At 54.7% G+C, this 13,000-nt stretch carries 20 protein-coding genes, 1 rRNA gene and 1 pseudogene; 14 read left to right on the top strand and 8 right to left on the bottom strand.

Features of this window, described 5'->3' with window-relative positions; all coding sequences use genetic code 11:
* The first annotated feature begins 31 nt into the window (after positions 1-31).
* The 3 genes from rrf to MVD07_RS00100 all read left to right on the top strand — a co-directional run bounded on the left by rrf (position 32) and on the right by MVD07_RS00100 (position 1,522).
* Positions 32-153 (top strand): 5S ribosomal RNA (rrf, locus tag MVD07_RS00110).
* Positions 154-201: 48 nt separating this feature from the next.
* Positions 202-852, top strand: coding sequence for a protein-L-isoaspartate(D-aspartate) O-methyltransferase (locus tag MVD07_RS00105; RefSeq protein ID WP_297496942.1), 651 nt, complete (start codon positions 202-204; stop codon positions 850-852).
* A gap of 40 nt (positions 853-892) precedes the next feature.
* Positions 893-1,522, top strand: coding sequence for an HAD-IB family phosphatase (locus MVD07_RS00100; protein ID WP_297496940.1), 630 nt, complete (start codon positions 893-895; stop codon positions 1,520-1,522).
* A 129-nt stretch (positions 1,523-1,651) separates the two neighbouring features.
* Here MVD07_RS00100 and MVD07_RS00095 read toward each other — a convergent pair whose 3' ends face one another.
* A complete protein-coding gene (locus MVD07_RS00095; RefSeq protein WP_366078413.1) occupies positions 1,652-2,845 on the bottom strand; it encodes an A24 family peptidase C-terminal domain-containing protein in 1,194 nt (397 codons plus the stop codon).
* Between the two features lie 9 nt (positions 2,846-2,854).
* Positions 2,855-3,022: a class III signal peptide-containing protein gene (locus MVD07_RS00090; RefSeq protein ID WP_297496930.1), complete on the bottom strand. Its 168-nt coding sequence runs from the start codon at positions 3,020-3,022 to the stop codon at positions 2,855-2,857.
* 69 nt (positions 3,023-3,091) lie between these two features.
* Here MVD07_RS00090 and MVD07_RS00085 point away from each other — a divergent pair, with 69 nt between their 5' ends.
* Positions 3,092-3,439: an ASCH domain-containing protein gene (locus MVD07_RS00085; RefSeq protein WP_297496927.1), complete on the top strand. Its 348-nt coding sequence runs from the start codon at positions 3,092-3,094 to the stop codon at positions 3,437-3,439.
* A complete protein-coding gene (locus MVD07_RS00080) occupies positions 3,436-4,005 on the top strand; it encodes an ASCH domain-containing protein (RefSeq protein WP_297496924.1) in 570 nt (189 codons plus the stop codon). Before MVD07_RS00085 ends, MVD07_RS00080 begins: the two co-directional genes overlap by 4 nt.
* On the opposite strand, the gene MVD07_RS00075 is transcribed toward MVD07_RS00080, so the two are convergent.
* On the bottom strand, positions 3,986-4,267 hold the full coding sequence (locus tag MVD07_RS00075) for a hypothetical protein (protein WP_297496921.1): 282 nt from the start codon (positions 4,265-4,267) through the stop codon (positions 3,986-3,988). The two genes, MVD07_RS00080 and MVD07_RS00075, sit on opposite strands and share 20 nt — an antisense overlap.
* A gap of 148 nt (positions 4,268-4,415) precedes the next feature.
* Here MVD07_RS00075 and MVD07_RS00070 point away from each other — a divergent pair, with 148 nt between their 5' ends.
* Positions 4,416-5,123: a TIGR02253 family HAD-type hydrolase gene (locus tag MVD07_RS00070; RefSeq protein ID WP_297496947.1), complete on the top strand. Its 708-nt coding sequence runs from the start codon at positions 4,416-4,418 to the stop codon at positions 5,121-5,123.
* Between the two features lie 59 nt (positions 5,124-5,182).
* Here MVD07_RS00070 and pgsA read toward each other — a convergent pair whose 3' ends face one another.
* The 3 genes from pgsA to MVD07_RS00055 are packed head-to-tail and all read right to left on the bottom strand — an operon-like array spanning position 5,183 to position 7,894.
* Positions 5,183-5,752, bottom strand: coding sequence for an archaetidylinositol phosphate synthase (gene pgsA / locus MVD07_RS00065; protein WP_297496944.1), 570 nt, complete (start codon positions 5,750-5,752; stop codon positions 5,183-5,185).
* Positions 5,721-6,293, bottom strand: coding sequence for a tRNA (cytidine(56)-2'-O)-methyltransferase (locus tag MVD07_RS00060; RefSeq protein ID WP_297496919.1), 573 nt, complete (start codon positions 6,291-6,293; stop codon positions 5,721-5,723). Before MVD07_RS00060 ends, pgsA begins: the two co-directional genes overlap by 32 nt.
* Positions 6,290-7,894 (bottom strand): transglutaminase domain-containing protein, encoded by a 1,605-nt coding sequence (locus MVD07_RS00055; protein WP_297496916.1) that lies wholly within the window; start codon positions 7,892-7,894, stop codon positions 6,290-6,292. Before MVD07_RS00055 ends, MVD07_RS00060 begins: the two co-directional genes overlap by 4 nt.
* 49 nt (positions 7,895-7,943) lie before the next feature.
* Between MVD07_RS00055 and MVD07_RS00050 the strand changes: the two genes are divergently transcribed.
* The 4 genes from MVD07_RS00050 to MVD07_RS00035 all read left to right on the top strand — a co-directional run bounded on the left by MVD07_RS00050 (position 7,944) and on the right by MVD07_RS00035 (position 9,724).
* On the top strand, positions 7,944-8,723 hold the full coding sequence (locus MVD07_RS00050; protein ID WP_297496913.1) for an S-adenosyl-l-methionine hydroxide adenosyltransferase family protein: 780 nt from the start codon (positions 7,944-7,946) through the stop codon (positions 8,721-8,723).
* 77 nt (positions 8,724-8,800) lie between these two features.
* On the top strand, positions 8,801-8,929 hold the full coding sequence (locus MVD07_RS00045) for a hypothetical protein (protein WP_297496910.1): 129 nt from the start codon (positions 8,801-8,803) through the stop codon (positions 8,927-8,929).
* 86 nt (positions 8,930-9,015) lie between these two features.
* Positions 9,016-9,165 carry a hypothetical protein gene (locus tag MVD07_RS00040; protein WP_297496907.1) on the top strand — a complete coding sequence of 50 codons (150 nt, stop codon included), beginning with the start codon at positions 9,016-9,018 and terminating at the stop codon, positions 9,163-9,165.
* Positions 9,158-9,724, top strand: coding sequence for a nicotinamide-nucleotide adenylyltransferase (locus MVD07_RS00035; protein ID WP_297496905.1), 567 nt, complete (start codon positions 9,158-9,160; stop codon positions 9,722-9,724). Before MVD07_RS00040 ends, MVD07_RS00035 begins: the two co-directional genes overlap by 8 nt.
* A 182-nt stretch (positions 9,725-9,906) precedes the next feature.
* Here MVD07_RS00035 and MVD07_RS00030 read toward each other — a convergent pair whose 3' ends face one another.
* A complete protein-coding gene (locus MVD07_RS00030) occupies positions 9,907-10,092 on the bottom strand; it encodes a hypothetical protein (RefSeq protein ID WP_297496901.1) in 186 nt (61 codons plus the stop codon).
* A 142-nt stretch (positions 10,093-10,234) separates the two neighbouring features.
* Here MVD07_RS00030 and MVD07_RS00025 point away from each other — a divergent pair, with 142 nt between their 5' ends.
* The 3 genes from MVD07_RS00025 to MVD07_RS00015 are packed head-to-tail and all read left to right on the top strand — an operon-like array spanning position 10,235 to position 11,443.
* On the top strand, positions 10,235-10,675 hold the full coding sequence (locus MVD07_RS00025; RefSeq protein WP_297496900.1) for an ArsR family transcriptional regulator: 441 nt from the start codon (positions 10,235-10,237) through the stop codon (positions 10,673-10,675).
* Between the two features lie 10 nt (positions 10,676-10,685).
* Entirely contained in the window at positions 10,686-11,204 is a 519-nt protein-coding gene (locus MVD07_RS00020) for a hypothetical protein (protein WP_297496899.1), read from the top strand.
* Positions 11,201-11,443, top strand: coding sequence for a hypothetical protein (locus tag MVD07_RS00015; protein WP_297496898.1), 243 nt, complete (start codon positions 11,201-11,203; stop codon positions 11,441-11,443). The genes MVD07_RS00020 and MVD07_RS00015 overlap by 4 nt, the downstream gene beginning before the upstream one ends.
* 8 nt (positions 11,444-11,451) lie before the next feature.
* On the opposite strand, the pseudogene MVD07_RS00010 reads toward MVD07_RS00015, so the two are convergent.
* Positions 11,452-12,593 (bottom strand): annotated as a pseudogene (locus tag MVD07_RS00010) (MFS transporter).
* 59 nt (positions 12,594-12,652) lie between these two features.
* On the opposite strand from MVD07_RS00010, the gene MVD07_RS00005 reads away from it, so the two are divergent.
* Positions 12,653-13,000 (top strand): hypothetical protein (locus MVD07_RS00005; RefSeq protein WP_297496896.1); only part of this gene is annotated, 348 nt, incomplete at its 3' end.

Raw genomic sequence — 13,000 nt, 5'->3', positions numbered from 1 at the left:
TTTATAAATTCGTTTCGGGAGGGGTTATTGGCACGGCGGCCATAGCGGCGGGGCCACACCCGGTCTCGTTTCGACCCCGGAAGTTAAGCCCGCCAGCGTTCCCGGGTGTACTGCCCTCCGAGAGGGGGCGGGAAACCGAGAACGCCGCCGGCCACTAACTTCTCCGCAACCCTTAAATTCTCCTTGGGAGAGACCTTTTTGATGGACCTCGACGAGCTCTGGCGTAGAACCGTTGAGAACCTCGTAAGAGAGGGACTCATAAGGAGCGACAGCGTTAGGAGGGCTTTTCTAAAGTATCCACGATACCTCTTCGTCGAGGAGCGCTACAAAAAATACGCCCACCTAGACGAGCCCCTGCCAATTCCCGCCGGGCAGACCGTGAGTGCTCCCCACATGGTGGCGATAATGCTTGAACTGGCCGACCTAATGCCAGGGATGAAGGTTCTGGAAATCGGAACCGGGAGTGGCTGGAACGCAGCTTTGATGGCAGAGCTTGTGAAGACCGACGTCTACACCATAGAGCGGATTCTGGAACTCGTCGAGTTCGCCAGGAGGAACCTCCAGAGAGCCGGCGTTAAAAACGTTCACGTGATCTCAGGTGATGGGAGCAAGGGCCTTCCCCCGACGGCGCCATACGACAGGATAATAGTCACCGCCGGTGCCCCGAGGGTTCCTGAACCCCTCGTGGAGCAGCTCAAGCCGGACGGAAAGCTGATAATCCCGGTCGGGAGCTACCACCTCTGGCAGAACCTCCTTGAGGTCACAAAGAAAAAGGACGGCTCCGTGAAGGTGAAGAACCACGGTGGCGTGGCTTTTGTTCCTTTGATAGGAGAGTTCGGCTGGAAGGAGTAGGCTTTTAAGCTCCGCCGGTTCCATCCCTTGAGGTGGTAAAGTGGTCAGGCTCATAGCGTTTGATCTTGAGGGGACTCTCGTCAAGTCGGTGTCAGGCTGGGTCGAGCTACACAAGAAGTTCGGGACGTGGGAGAAGGGGAAGGAGTATGCCGAGCTCTTCTTTTCCGGCGAGATAGACTACGTGGCATGGGCAGAGCTCGATGCTTCGCTCTGGAAAGGGCACACGCGGGAGGAGGTAATGGAGTGGGCCGAATCAGTTGAGTACATGGATTACGCCCCGGAGCTAATCGCTTTCCTGAAGGAGAACGACTTCAAGATAGCCATACTGTCGAGCGGGCTGAAGTGCCTCGCCGAGAGAATTGGTGGGGAACTTGGAGCTGACTACATATACGCCAACGAGCTGGTCTTCGACGAGAAGGGGGTTATAACCGGAAAGGTCAACCCTGTCGTTGACTTTAAGAGTAAAGGGGCAATCCTGAGGGAGTTGAAGGAGGAGCTCAAGCCAGAACTGACGGTTGCAGTTGGGGACGGCTACAACGACCTAAGCATGTTCAGCGAGGCCGACGTCTCGATAGCGATAAATCCCCACGAGGGCGTTGAGGGAGATCACAACGTCGGGAGCCTGAGGGAAGTTAGGGAAATCATCGCGGACCTCCTTGGGGGTCAGTGAAGGGCGTGTTCATCACCCCTCAGCAAAGCAAAAGCTCATCCACCCCCTGTAGACCAGCAGAAGTCCCAGTTCACCCCTCCCAGGGGAGTGATGTCAGGCTGTTCTTCTTTCTGCACTCACTTTAAAAGCTTAAAGCCCCATCATCTTGAGCTCTATCCACCAGAAAACGTCGCCGAAGAAGTAGCTTATCAGGAAGCCGAGGAAGAGGGCCGGGGCGAAGGGCATTGACTTCTTCCTCAAAAAGCGGTTTTCTAGCTTTCCCTCTTCAACAAGCACCCTAAGCTCTTCAATCTGATTCTTGCTAAGGCCTTCGGCGGAGGGGGACGCTATAACCCTCCCGTAGTCTGGCCTCAGGAGGGAGGGGTTCCCCTTTAGGAAGGCGAGCTTTAGGCGCGTGAAGCTGTCGAGCCTGTCCCTCATGACCTTCCCGTTCTTCTCAAAGACCGTCTCGCCGAGTATGTCCCACTCCCTCAGCTCTTCGACTCCAACCTCCTCTATGAGAACCTCCGTCCTTATGAACTTCACGAGGACGAGGAAGACCTTGAAGGTGTAGAGCAGGACAAAGGTTTTTAGAGTGATTGAAATGCCCTCAACGGGGTTCAAGTATATCAGATAGGCGAGGGCGATTATCCCTATAACGTCTCCGACCTTCCTCCTGGCTCCGAGGACTGTTATGATCGCAATGGCAATGAGCCACTCGGCTACCGTCCCCGGCCTATAGCCGAGCCTTTCAATGAGGAGAACCCCAACGAAGGAAGCCAGTACCCAGAGGGTCAGCTCCAGGGTCGTGTCGGTGCCGGAGACGAATATCTCCCTGAGCTCTTTGAACTTCTTCTTGGTGAATACGACCGCCAGCGCGTAGGCGAAGATGAAGGGAAAAATCGCCAGGATGCTGTTGAGGAGGAGCGTGACCGGATAGAAGGGGTAGTTGCCGTAGTAGGGTGGCACGTATTTAACCCCCTCTGGGGGGAAGGGGAGGAGCGCCGAAAAGCCCGCGAGTATTAGAACATCTCCGCTGGCCCATCCGCCGAGGTAGTAAAGGGCCAGCCCCAAGGCAAGACCGAGGAGGAAACCCGCAACGCCGGCAACGGCAAGAAGAGTGTTGCCGGAGGATAGGCCCCTGTATGCGTAGTACGCTATCCCGAACTCGACGGCGGGGATGGGTATTTTCTCAAGAGTCCCCTCAGGGGAGTACCTCCCCCTCAGCATTTCGATTAGGGAGAGGGCTGGAAAGACGTGGACGTCGTCAATAAAACCAGTCTTTACATCAGTATAAGAGGTAACGGCTCCCATAATAACCCCGAGGAGAAAGGGGGGCAGCATGATTCCACCTCACAGGTTTTCGAGCATCTCCTTCCTTACTTGGGAAACGTAGCTGTTCACTGACCTGTTGACGTCCTTCATAGCCTGGAATATCACTTTCACTGCAACCGCAACGAGCACAAGGGCAGCTGCAAGCACGAGAAGATACTCAAGGGCCGTCTGCGCGTTTCTTTTCATCCTCCCACCTTGTCCTTTTTTCTCGCCAAAGGATTTAAAAGTTTCTCCGGAAGTTTTTCGGGGAGCGGGATGAAAGTTTACAGGCTGTACGTCAGGGACGAATACCTCGACTTCATAAGGTCGGGCGAGAAGATGATAGAGATCAGGGTTGCCTATCCCCAGCTGAGGAGGATAAAGCCTGGGGACAGGATAATATTCAATGACTCCTTTCCGGCTGTGGTGACTGGAGTCAAGTTTTACGAGACCTTCAGGCAGGTTCTGAGGGAGGAACCCATAAAGAAAATCTTCCCGGACGAGCCGAGTTTCGAGAGAGCCGTAAAGAGATTCCACAGCCTCTATCCGAGGTGGAAGGAGAACCGCTACGGCGTTGTGGCGATAAGGTTCAGGCTCGTTGGCGATAAAGGTGAGCGAGGATGAAGCACCTCGAATTCGACGGCAGGTACGCGGAGGCGATACTGAGGGGCAAAAAGAGGGCAACTGTCAGGCTCGGCAGGAAGCCCAACCTGAAAGAGGGGGACGAGGTTCTAATCCACTCCGGCGGCTACGCCCTTGGAAAGGCCGTGATAGAGAGGGTCGAGAGCAAGACCGTCGGGGAGCTTACCGATGAAGATGCGTTCCTCGACGGCTTCTCCACCAGGGAGGAGCTTGTGAAGGCCTTAAGGGAGCACTACCGCTACGTAAGTAATGGGTCACCTGCCCATGTCGTCGTTTTCCGCCTCACAGAGCGCTTTGAGAAGCCCGTCATGAGCTCGGACTATGCCTACGAGGGGAACAACCCGATTGAGATAGCCGAGATAGCCCTCAGACACCTCGACCTCTCGGAGGGGGACAGGAAACTCATAGAGCTGTTCCTAAGGGCAGGAAGCCTGAGGAAAGCCGCCTACAGGCTCGGTGGCCTCAACAAGAGGTACCTAATAAGGGACGCCCTCAGGAGGGCCTACGAAGAGCTGAAAAGAAGGGGCCTCATGGAGCCGAAACTTTAACGCTCTCAAGGCGTGAGATTACCTCACCTTTCCCCGTCTCCCTCTTGACGGCTGAGAGCTTAACGGGCATGAGCTTGAAGGTGTTCCCGTTTATGAGCCTCCTGAGAGATCTCTCGAAGGTTTCCATCTCAGCCTCGCTTGAAAACTCCACGCGGGCTATGAAGTCGTACTCTCCATAGAGCCAGCTCCCCTCCACAGGGATTTTCCTGAGCACTTCGTCTCTGACACCCCATACAAGGAGTATTGCCTCGATTGTTCCCACCCCCTTGGCACAAAGCCATGGAACGATAAAAGTCTTTCTCAACTTTTTCTGTCATAACTTCAATCTGCCGAAAACTTTTTCGAGCCAGCTTCGTCTCTTCGGCGGGAAGCGTTTTAACCCCCGGAACTATCAACTCACGGTGGGGAGTATGAGGGCGGTCTTCTTTGACTTCGTCGGCACGCTGATAACGAAGGAGGGCGAAAACGAGACCCACCTCAACATCATCCGCGAGGTTCTCAGGAGGGCTGGAAGGGAAGACCTCGACGCCGAAACCGTCTGGAGGGCCTACGAGGAGGAGAGCTCAAGGCTTTTCAGTGAACTGGCCGGGAAGGAGGCCAGAAAAATCAGGGATGTTGACACCGAAGCTTTAAGGAGGGTCGGCGAGAGGTTCGGCTTTGAGATTCCAGCCGAGTTCTGGGAAATTAGCATAGCCTTCCACGGGAGGTATGGGCGGCTCTATCCCGATGCCGTCGAGACCATAAGGGCGCTCAAGGAGATGGGTCTCCACGTGGGAATAATCACGGACTCCGACAACGACTACATAGAGGCCCACCTGAAGGCCCTAGGGATATACGAACTCTTTGAGAGCATAACCACCAGCGAGGACGCGGGCTACTTCAAGCCCCACTCAAGGCCTTTTCTGCTCGCCCTTGAGCGGGCAGGAGTGAAGCCCACGGAAGCGCTCTACGTCGGCGACAACCCGAAAAAAGACTGTGCTGGTGCAAAAAACGTTGGCATGATGAGCGTCCTCCTCGACCCCGTGGGAGAGAAAAGGGAGCTCTGGAACAATTGCGACTTCGTGGTTTCCAGCTTAAGAGAGGTGGTGGAAATAGTTAAAGGGCTCCGGGGTCGGTAACGGCAGGGCTCTTCATCGGTAAGCCCTCGTTTAGCGAAATTCTCGTCATCCCCTTCTTTTCACTTAAGCCTCTGATAGGCCGCCCACATCCTCTGGAAGACCGTTATCCACGCGAGTATTCCGACGAGGTAGACGCCGTATTTAACGTATTCGGCACCGGCCAGAGAGAAGGCTATGAGTACGAGCAGTCTCTCGGCTCTCTCGGCTATTCCAACGGCTAGCTTTCCAGAGCCGGCTAACTCAGCCCTGCAGCGCTCATAGCTGACGAGATAAGCCCCCATGAAGGTGAGGAACGCTATTCTCCAGTCGGCCAAACCGCCGAGGGCTACTCCGAAGAGGACGAAGCCGTCGCTTATCCTGTCGGAGGTTGAATCTAAGAAGGCCCCGAAACGGCTGACCTTTCCTGTCAGCCTCGCTAAGGTTCCGTCGAGTGCATCTATGAGCGAACCAATAAGCAAGACGAGAGCAGCGAGCCTTGGCTCGCGAAGGTAGAAGAGGTAGGCCGAGAGGAGGCTGAGGAGCAGGCCGACCACCGTTATCATATTGGGGGTAACTCCAACCTTTACCAGGGGCCTCACAATGGCCTCAAGATAACCCTTAACGTTCTCCCTGTATTTGTTGAGAACCATCGCCATCACCCAGCTGAACCACCATCTTCCCCCTCTCCTGCGGGACTATCTTGAGCTTGGCATTCTCGAACTTCCTCCTCAGGCCCTTACCTTCAAGGAGCCTGTCGAGGAAGACAGCTAAAGCAGCGACCTCGCTGTGGGGCTGGTTCCCTATTGCCACGTTGTAGTCGGCCAGCTCATAGACCTCCCTCGGTACTTTCTCTGCCCCAACGATGACCATAATGTTCCTTCCCGCTCTCAGTTCGTTCTTTAAGGCCTGAAGCACATCATCCACGTGAATCCCGTACATCGTTAGGTGGACGATGAGTCCGCCCCTTTCCTTCCACTCCCTCATTATTCTCTTCCAGCTCTGGTCAAACTCTATCGTGAAGGGCCCACCCCATCTCTCCACGACGTCCTCAACGCTCTCCCTTACGTGGTTGTCTTCTTCAGCGGCGATTGTTATCTTATTCGCGCCAAATGCCCTCGCCGTAAGGGCCACGTGGGTCGTAATCCTCTTGTCCCTCTCCGGCCTGTGGCCAAGACGGAGCACCACTATCATGGCACTTCCCCCGCGAATATCTTCCAGTAATAGGTGAAGTTGTCCTTCCAGGGCATGTTTTTGTAGAAATCGTAAACGGCCTGTACGGTTTTCTCTATCTTGTCCACACTCCACTCCCCTAGGATTCTATTGAGGTCGCTCTCGTTGGGAGCGGAGGAGAATATGAAGAGGGCGAATATCCTCTCGCCAGGGGGCATCTCCGAGAGGGCTAGGGTGACTTTTGAGCGGAGGGTGGGGCTGACGCGCTCCAGAACCCTGTTCATCAGCCTGCCCTCAAGGTTTCCAAGGAACTCGTTGGTCACATCGACGTGCTCGTGGCCCTTTAGGGCTATGGGGCTCTGGGCGACGATCCGATAGTGATCCCTAGTTACGAGCTGATACACCCTCGGGAAGTAGGGGCTGGCCAGGTAGTCGTCGAGTGACCCTATGAACCCGTGCTTGAAGTCGATGATGTACCAGCCGTCGGAGGTGTAGAACTCGGTCACCGGTCTTATGGTGCAGTCCGTCCCGTTGAAGAGGCTGACGATCCTCGCGGGTATGTTCAAGGAGCGAAGCATCGCAGTTGCAAGTATCTGGGCCTCGATGTAGCTTATCCTATCCTGGGGCAGGATTCTGTCCGGCTGGAGGGTGGTAGTTATGTCGCCTAGGGAGTAGTTTGAGAGTATCCAGTGGAAAACCCGCTCCGCGGCGTCGACGTCTGAGGTAGCGTTTCCTATGACTCTCAGGGCAAGGGGCTTTAGGTTCTTCCTATCAAAGTACGAGGTGGAGTTGAACTTCTTCACCCAGTACTCATCAACGATGTAGCTGTCCACAATCCAGTGGTATTCCTTTCCGTAAGCTTTGAAGAGCGTCTCGTCGTTCGCTTCCCACGGCTTCCATGTAACCATCACCCTGAAGCTACCGGCGACGCTCCCGAAGGAGCCCCCAGTGAAGTACCTGATGAGGTAGGTGACGAAGCCGTTCCTGCTGGCAAAGGGGGCCCGTATTGTGTAGCGGAGCGTCGCGCTCTTGTCGGGTTCAAGCTGGGGAGGTAGGGTGGGGGCGCTGACTACTTTCATGCCTGGCAGGAGTGTGAAACTCGCGTTCAGGAGCTGGACTGGTGATTTGAACTCGTTCTTAATAGTTACCGTAGCGGTAAAGGTTGAACCACCATTCACATTCTTAGGGGCCGTGACGTTGAGGAGGAGTCTCTCCGGGAGGAGGGCCTCCTTTGAGACGGTTATCCTAAAGTTCCCGTAGAAACCAGTCCAGGTTCTTTTGAGCTCGTCTCTGAGCTCTAGGGAGACCTGCAGGTTATATGTCCCCGGCTTTTCTGGAGCCCTTATTATCCACACGAGCTGGACGCTCTGCCCGACCTTCAGGATCTCTGGAAAGCTCGGCTCCTGAACTATCTGGAAGCCATCGTTGCCGAGTATCAGGGTGGCCCCAACGAGTCCGACCTTCCCGGTGTTGTTGACTGTGACTATTAGGTGGAAGGTTCCCCCCGGGGGAACTGCGGTGTTGTCGATTGAGAACTTAACCTCGGCCGGAGGCCTGAATAGGCAGCCCGAGGCCAGCACGATGAGAACCAGCAAAATGGGGAGCACCTTCCTCATACCCATCTTCCAAACCCTTTAAAGCTCGAACCATTAATAAACTTTGGGTGATGGGATGATAACCCTTACGACGGATTTCGGCCTGAGGAGTCCCTACGTCGGCGAGATGAAGGTTGCGATGCTCCGCGTTAATCCCGAAGCAAAGCTCGTTGACGTTACCCACGCTGTAGCCCGGCACTCCGTCGTTGAAGGTTCCTTCGTGATGGAGCAGGTCGCCAGGTACTCGCCCGAGGGAACCGTCCACGTTGGGGTAATCGACCCCGGCGTTGGAACTGAGAGGAGGGCTGTGGTCATCGAGGGCGACCAGTGGCTTGTCGTTCCGGATAATGGCCTCGCAACGCTCCCCCTCAAACACATAAACGCCAGAAGGGCCTGGGAGATAGACCTCGAAAGGATCACACGCTTCACGGGCTGGAAGATAAGCTCCACCTTCCACGGTAGGGATGTCTTTGGGCCAGTCGGGGCGCTCATTGAGAAAGGCGTTTCCCTTGAGGAGTTCGCCAGTGAGGTTTCCCTTGAGTCGCTGGTCAAGCTTGATGTGAAGCCAAGGAAGGAAAACGGCATCTGGATTCTGAAGGTTATCTACGTTGACGACTTCGGCAACGTCATACTGAACCTCGAAGACTATGAACGGCCAAAAGCGGTCGAGCTTTCTGATTTCGGCCTCAGGATTCCTTACTTAGAGACCTACGGTCGGGTGAAGCCCGGTGAGCTCCTTGCTCTGCCCGGAAGCCACGACTACCTTGAGATAGCGGTCAACCAGGGAAGCGCGGGCGAGAGGCTTAATCTTGAGGTGGGAGACGAGGTGAGGGTAAGGCTCATTCAAAAATCCTGAACGAAAGGTTCAAAAATTTTGAACATGGCCCGTTCAAGGTGAGAATATTTATCAACCTTGAATCCAAGAATTCGGTGGTGGGTGAGATGGGAGAGATAACCCTGAAAGTCTCCGTCCCTGACGGCATGGAAGAGCTCCTTGACAGAGCTGAAGACCTTTGTCACTGGCCTCTCACGTCTGAAGAAAAGGCCCTCAGTTACCGTTGATGATGTCTCTGGAATTATGCCCTCAGAAAAATCTGCAAAAGAGATGAGGTTGGAGCTGTATGAGGAGCTATTTGGTTGATTCCTCCATGATTCTTGAGGCCCTGAAGGGCAATCCCCGGGCAAGGGAAGTCCTGAACGGCCTTGAGAACAACCCCAAGTTCATGCCTGACTCCGGTTTTAGAAAACTCGCCAATGTGGATGGAGCCCATTTATTTGGAGGTGAAAGCCATGGTTAAACGAGGCCTCTTCGTTGGAAGATTTCAGCCGGTTCACAACGGGCACATAAAAGCCCTTGAGTTCGTTTTTTCGCAGGTTGATGAGGTCATAATAGGCATAGGAAGCGCTCAGGCAAGCCACACTCTGAAGAACCCCTTCACTACGAGTGAGAGGATGGAGATGCTCATCAGGGCGCTGGGGGAAGCGAGCCTCGCCGACAAGCGCTACCACCTCATCCCCCTCCCAGATATCAACTTCAACGCCATCTGGGCGACCTACGTTGTCAGCATGGTGCCGCGTTTCGAGGTCGTCTTCACCGGGAACTCTCTCGTCGCCCAGCTCTTCCGCGAGAAGGGCTACGAGGTGATAGTCCAGCCCATGTTCCGTAAGGACATCCTTTCGGCGACCGAGATACGGCGGAGAATGATAGGGGGTGAACCATGGGAGGAGCTCGTGCCTAAGAGCGTTGCCGAGTTCATAAGGGAAATTCACGGCGTTGAGAGGATCAGGATGCTTGCAACCAACCTTGAGAAGAACGAGAAGGAGCTCCAGGCTCCGATAAGGATTCCTGAGTTCTGAGGTGGGAGTTCGAACCCTCGAAAACTTCTCCTCCCCATTTACTCCCTCCTTGTCCTCATCGTAGAGCTGTTCTTAGGAATCAGCTGGAAAACCGTGGGCCTTTACAGGACGGCTGAGAAAATTGGTGGAATTCCCCTGTGTCTCCTTTTACTGTACCGAACCGGGCTGGGTCCTCGCGCTGGTCATCTTGGTCTCTCCACTCCGTTGAGAGGTGGGATTTCCTCAGGGAGCACGCCAAAACTCATCTCCTCTTCGGCTTCCTCGTCCTTCCTGCTGGGATGTGTGGCATCTCCTCCGGCGGTTTCCTCAGCGTTCTGTATTCCAACGGCCTTGCCCTTGGCCTCGCATACTGCCTCCAAGGCGAGCATTACAGGAGAAACCTTCCCGAACTGGTTCTCGTCTCGCTCGTATGGCTTCTCATTGGTTGCGTTTTAGCGCTCAAGCCCTGGATTTGCTGAGTGCTCACCCCTGACCGGAAACCCTTTAGGATTGAGCAGACAAATAACCATCATGCCTGATGAAGACCTGGCCAGGGAAGTTCAGGAGCTCAAAAAGGCCCTCGAAGCGATGAGGGCGAGCTTCGAGTTCGTTTCCCGGATGGCGCAGGCTTATCTAAGGCTCCTCAACGTTTACGCCGAGTACGGCGGGCTCGGGATAGACGTTGTTATTCCGGAGATAAAGCATGACCCGATAGCGAGGGAGATCGTGAAGGTTCTATTCGATCTCAGGAGGGCAAACGTGAGCCAGATCGCAAGGGAGCTGAAGGGCCGGCGCGGAAAGGCCTCCCGCAATACAGTCCGGGCAAAGCTGGAGGAGCTTGAGAGGCTGGGCGTCGTCAGGGAAGTCCCCACCGAGAGGGGCAGGGTTTACACCCTCTCCAGGGACGTGGTCAAGAGGTGGTTAAAGCTGATCGGAATGCCGATTAAGTTTGAGCAGATTAAAGATTACTGAGGTGGTTGATATGGCGAACGTTGAGGAAATTGAGATTGAGAAGAAGGCCCCGGCCCAGCTGGAGAAGCTCCTTGAGGAGCTGGCGGAGGAGATAAGAAACGCCAGGAGCGAAGAGGAGGTTAAACTCCTGGAAAAAAAGGTGGACGTTGTTGAAGACCTCATAGAGGCCTACTACGGCGACAGGGACATCGAGGGGGCGGCGAAGCTCATGGAAAAGGTCGGTCCAATGATAGAGGACATCCTTGGCCCCCTTAAGGAGCTCCTGAACGAGCTCTACAGCCCTGAGAAGATGCAGGCCATGGGCAAGAGCGTGGCAGAGTTCTACAAGAATCTAATAGAGGCGGGAATGGACAAGGAGGCCGCCACAGAGCTGACGAAGGAGTACATGCAGAGCATCAACGCTCCCAAAACCCTCCTTGAGACTCTAACTGAGCTGATGAAGGGTAAGGGAAGCCATTTCGGACCATCCAACATCGTCCACGGAAAGGATAAGACAGCGGGCGTCAAGAAGGAGAGGGAGGAAGAGTGAGAACCGTCCGTCCCTTTCTTAAATTTCTCTTCTTCCATCTCCCAAGACTCCTGTTCCAGGTGGCGGGCTTAACTAGGATCATACACAGGGGCAAGCGGGCCTTCAGAAAAGGCCTTGAGAGCGAAGGTCTCCCCCGGGAGCTCGTCGAGGAGCTTGTGAAGGAGTTTGACCCTCTGGAGGGTTTTGGACTGCGGGAGGTTTTGAGCTTTTCCAGGGGAGGGGGAAGGGACAGAGGCTGACGGGTGTCTCAGCTCCTCCTAAAGATTATCAGGAACATGCCCCCTGCCAGCAGAAAGAAAGTCAGACTAGCCGCGTAGGGCAGAGTCGCGTGGACGCTCGCGAGAAAGCCGGCTATGAATGGAGCGACGATGCCGATTACTTTTCGGTAGCTCGATATCGCTGCATGAAACTCGCTCGCCCTCTCCTTCGGAATCAGCTTGAACATCCAGGAGCGGTAGAAGGGGAACCACAGGGTGTCCCCGAAGTTCCCCACTGTGTAAGCAGCCAGAACTGCCCAGAGGGGCGGTGAGAGTGCCATGATGAAGACGTTGAACGCGTTGAGGAACATCCCGAAGGCTATTGCCTGAAAGCCTTTTCCCTTCGGAACGCGCTCGCTGGCGTAGGTTCCCAAAATCGAGGCCAAACTGCTGGCTACTGCCACCAGAGTTACCTCAAAGACTGTCTTGTGCAGCATGAAGACGATGTAGTTGATCAGCACGAATTCAGGCGCGAGGGCCTATGCCAGAGTTAGCAATGCCTTAAACGCCAAGAGAAGCTTGAACTCGCCCGTTCTGAACGTAAAGCCCCCCGGTGTTATCCTCCCCTCTTTTTCAACAGAGGGGAGAAACCGCCAGATGTATGTCACTGTTACAGCTGAGAAGAGGCCGAAGAACATGAACGTGAAACGATAGCTCTCCGGGGGCCTGAATAAACGTAGCCGAGGAGGTAGCCCATAATCGAGAATGTAACCAAGCGCGATACCTCCGAAAGCTTCAGATGCCAGGCGAATATCTCCTCGTACTTATCCTCCGGGTAGATTATCTGCTCGTAGGCCCGGTAGAGCGGGTAGAGCATGGCGGAGAGCTTTTCTATCGTTCTCCCGGCGAAGAGCATGAGGAGAGCCACGGCCCCTTTGGAAAGGCCGTAGAGGACGTCTATCGTTATGAGGCCCTTCTTTATGTCCCAGCGGTTGAAGGCCCGGCCGAAGAGGTAGGTTAGCGGAACCGAAGCGATGTTGATAGAGGTAAAGAATACCCCGACCTCGAGGATGGAGTAGCCTGTCTTCATGAGATAGAGAGGGAAGAGTATCCAGACTATGAGGCTGGGAGCTATGAGCGTGTGGTAGAGCATGTAGGCCTTGGCATCGCGGGGAATTTCACTCCAGCGCATGTTTTCACCCTCGGCTTAAACGGCGTTAAGCTGAAGGTTTAAAAGGATTTAGAAGGCTTATGTTTGAGGGAATTACAATGCGTAGGGATAAGATCCTGGCCGCGCTGCTGGTGGTTCTTCTCGTCTATTCTGCATTCGCAACCTGGAAGTGGCAGGGGGCGGAGAAGTCCAAGGATAACGCGATTGATGATTTAGAAGGACTTGCCAACCACGAGGCTATCTGCCTTGAGCAGTCTGGCGTGGTCTCTTATCTACTCGATAAAAACGCCTCCGATGAAACGCTCCTAGCTTATTCACGGCTGTTTGAAGGGTGCGCACGCGTCCTCGAGTTGGCAGAGATCGATCTCTACCTTCTCACCAAGGATCCCAAACACTACGACCTCCATGTCTTCGGGAGCACCCTGGAG

Source organism: Thermococcus sp. (assembly GCF_027008145.1).
In the GTDB taxonomy this organism is placed as follows: domain Archaea; phylum Methanobacteriota_B; class Thermococci; order Thermococcales; family Thermococcaceae; genus Thermococcus.
Note: the sequence above shows the minus strand (reverse complement) of the source record. Positions and strands in the feature narration are given on the sequence as shown.

Coding starts and splice junctions, on each gene's coding strand:
- MVD07_RS00105 (WP_297496942.1), top strand. CDS start 202: ATGGACCTCGACGAGCTCTGGCGTAGAACCGTTGAGAACCTCGTAAGA.
- MVD07_RS00095 (WP_366078413.1), bottom strand. CDS start 2,845: ATGCTGCCCCCCTTTCTCCTCGGGGTTATTATGGGAGCCGTTACCTCT.
- MVD07_RS00090 (WP_297496930.1), bottom strand. CDS start 3,022: ATGAAAAGAAACGCGCAGACGGCCCTTGAGTATCTTCTCGTGCTTGCA.
- MVD07_RS00085 (WP_297496927.1), top strand. CDS start 3,092: ATGAAAGTTTACAGGCTGTACGTCAGGGACGAATACCTCGACTTCATA.
- MVD07_RS00080 (WP_297496924.1), top strand. CDS start 3,436: ATGAAGCACCTCGAATTCGACGGCAGGTACGCGGAGGCGATACTGAGG.
- MVD07_RS00070 (WP_297496947.1), top strand. CDS start 4,416: ATGAGGGCGGTCTTCTTTGACTTCGTCGGCACGCTGATAACGAAGGAG.
- pgsA (WP_297496944.1), bottom strand. CDS start 5,752: ATGGTTCTCAACAAATACAGGGAGAACGTTAAGGGTTATCTTGAGGCC.
- MVD07_RS00060 (WP_297496919.1), bottom strand. CDS start 6,293: ATGATAGTGGTGCTCCGTCTTGGCCACAGGCCGGAGAGGGACAAGAGG.
- MVD07_RS00055 (WP_297496916.1), bottom strand. CDS start 7,894: ATGGGTATGAGGAAGGTGCTCCCCATTTTGCTGGTTCTCATCGTGCTG.
- MVD07_RS00050 (WP_297496913.1), top strand. CDS start 7,944: ATGATAACCCTTACGACGGATTTCGGCCTGAGGAGTCCCTACGTCGGC.
- MVD07_RS00040 (WP_297496907.1), top strand. CDS start 9,016: ATGATTCTTGAGGCCCTGAAGGGCAATCCCCGGGCAAGGGAAGTCCTG.
- MVD07_RS00035 (WP_297496905.1), top strand. CDS start 9,158: ATGGTTAAACGAGGCCTCTTCGTTGGAAGATTTCAGCCGGTTCACAAC.
- MVD07_RS00030 (WP_297496901.1), bottom strand. CDS start 10,092: ATGCTCGCCTTGGAGGCAGTATGCGAGGCCAAGGGCAAGGCCGTTGGA.
- MVD07_RS00025 (WP_297496900.1), top strand. CDS start 10,235: ATGCCTGATGAAGACCTGGCCAGGGAAGTTCAGGAGCTCAAAAAGGCC.
- MVD07_RS00020 (WP_297496899.1), top strand. CDS start 10,686: ATGGCGAACGTTGAGGAAATTGAGATTGAGAAGAAGGCCCCGGCCCAG.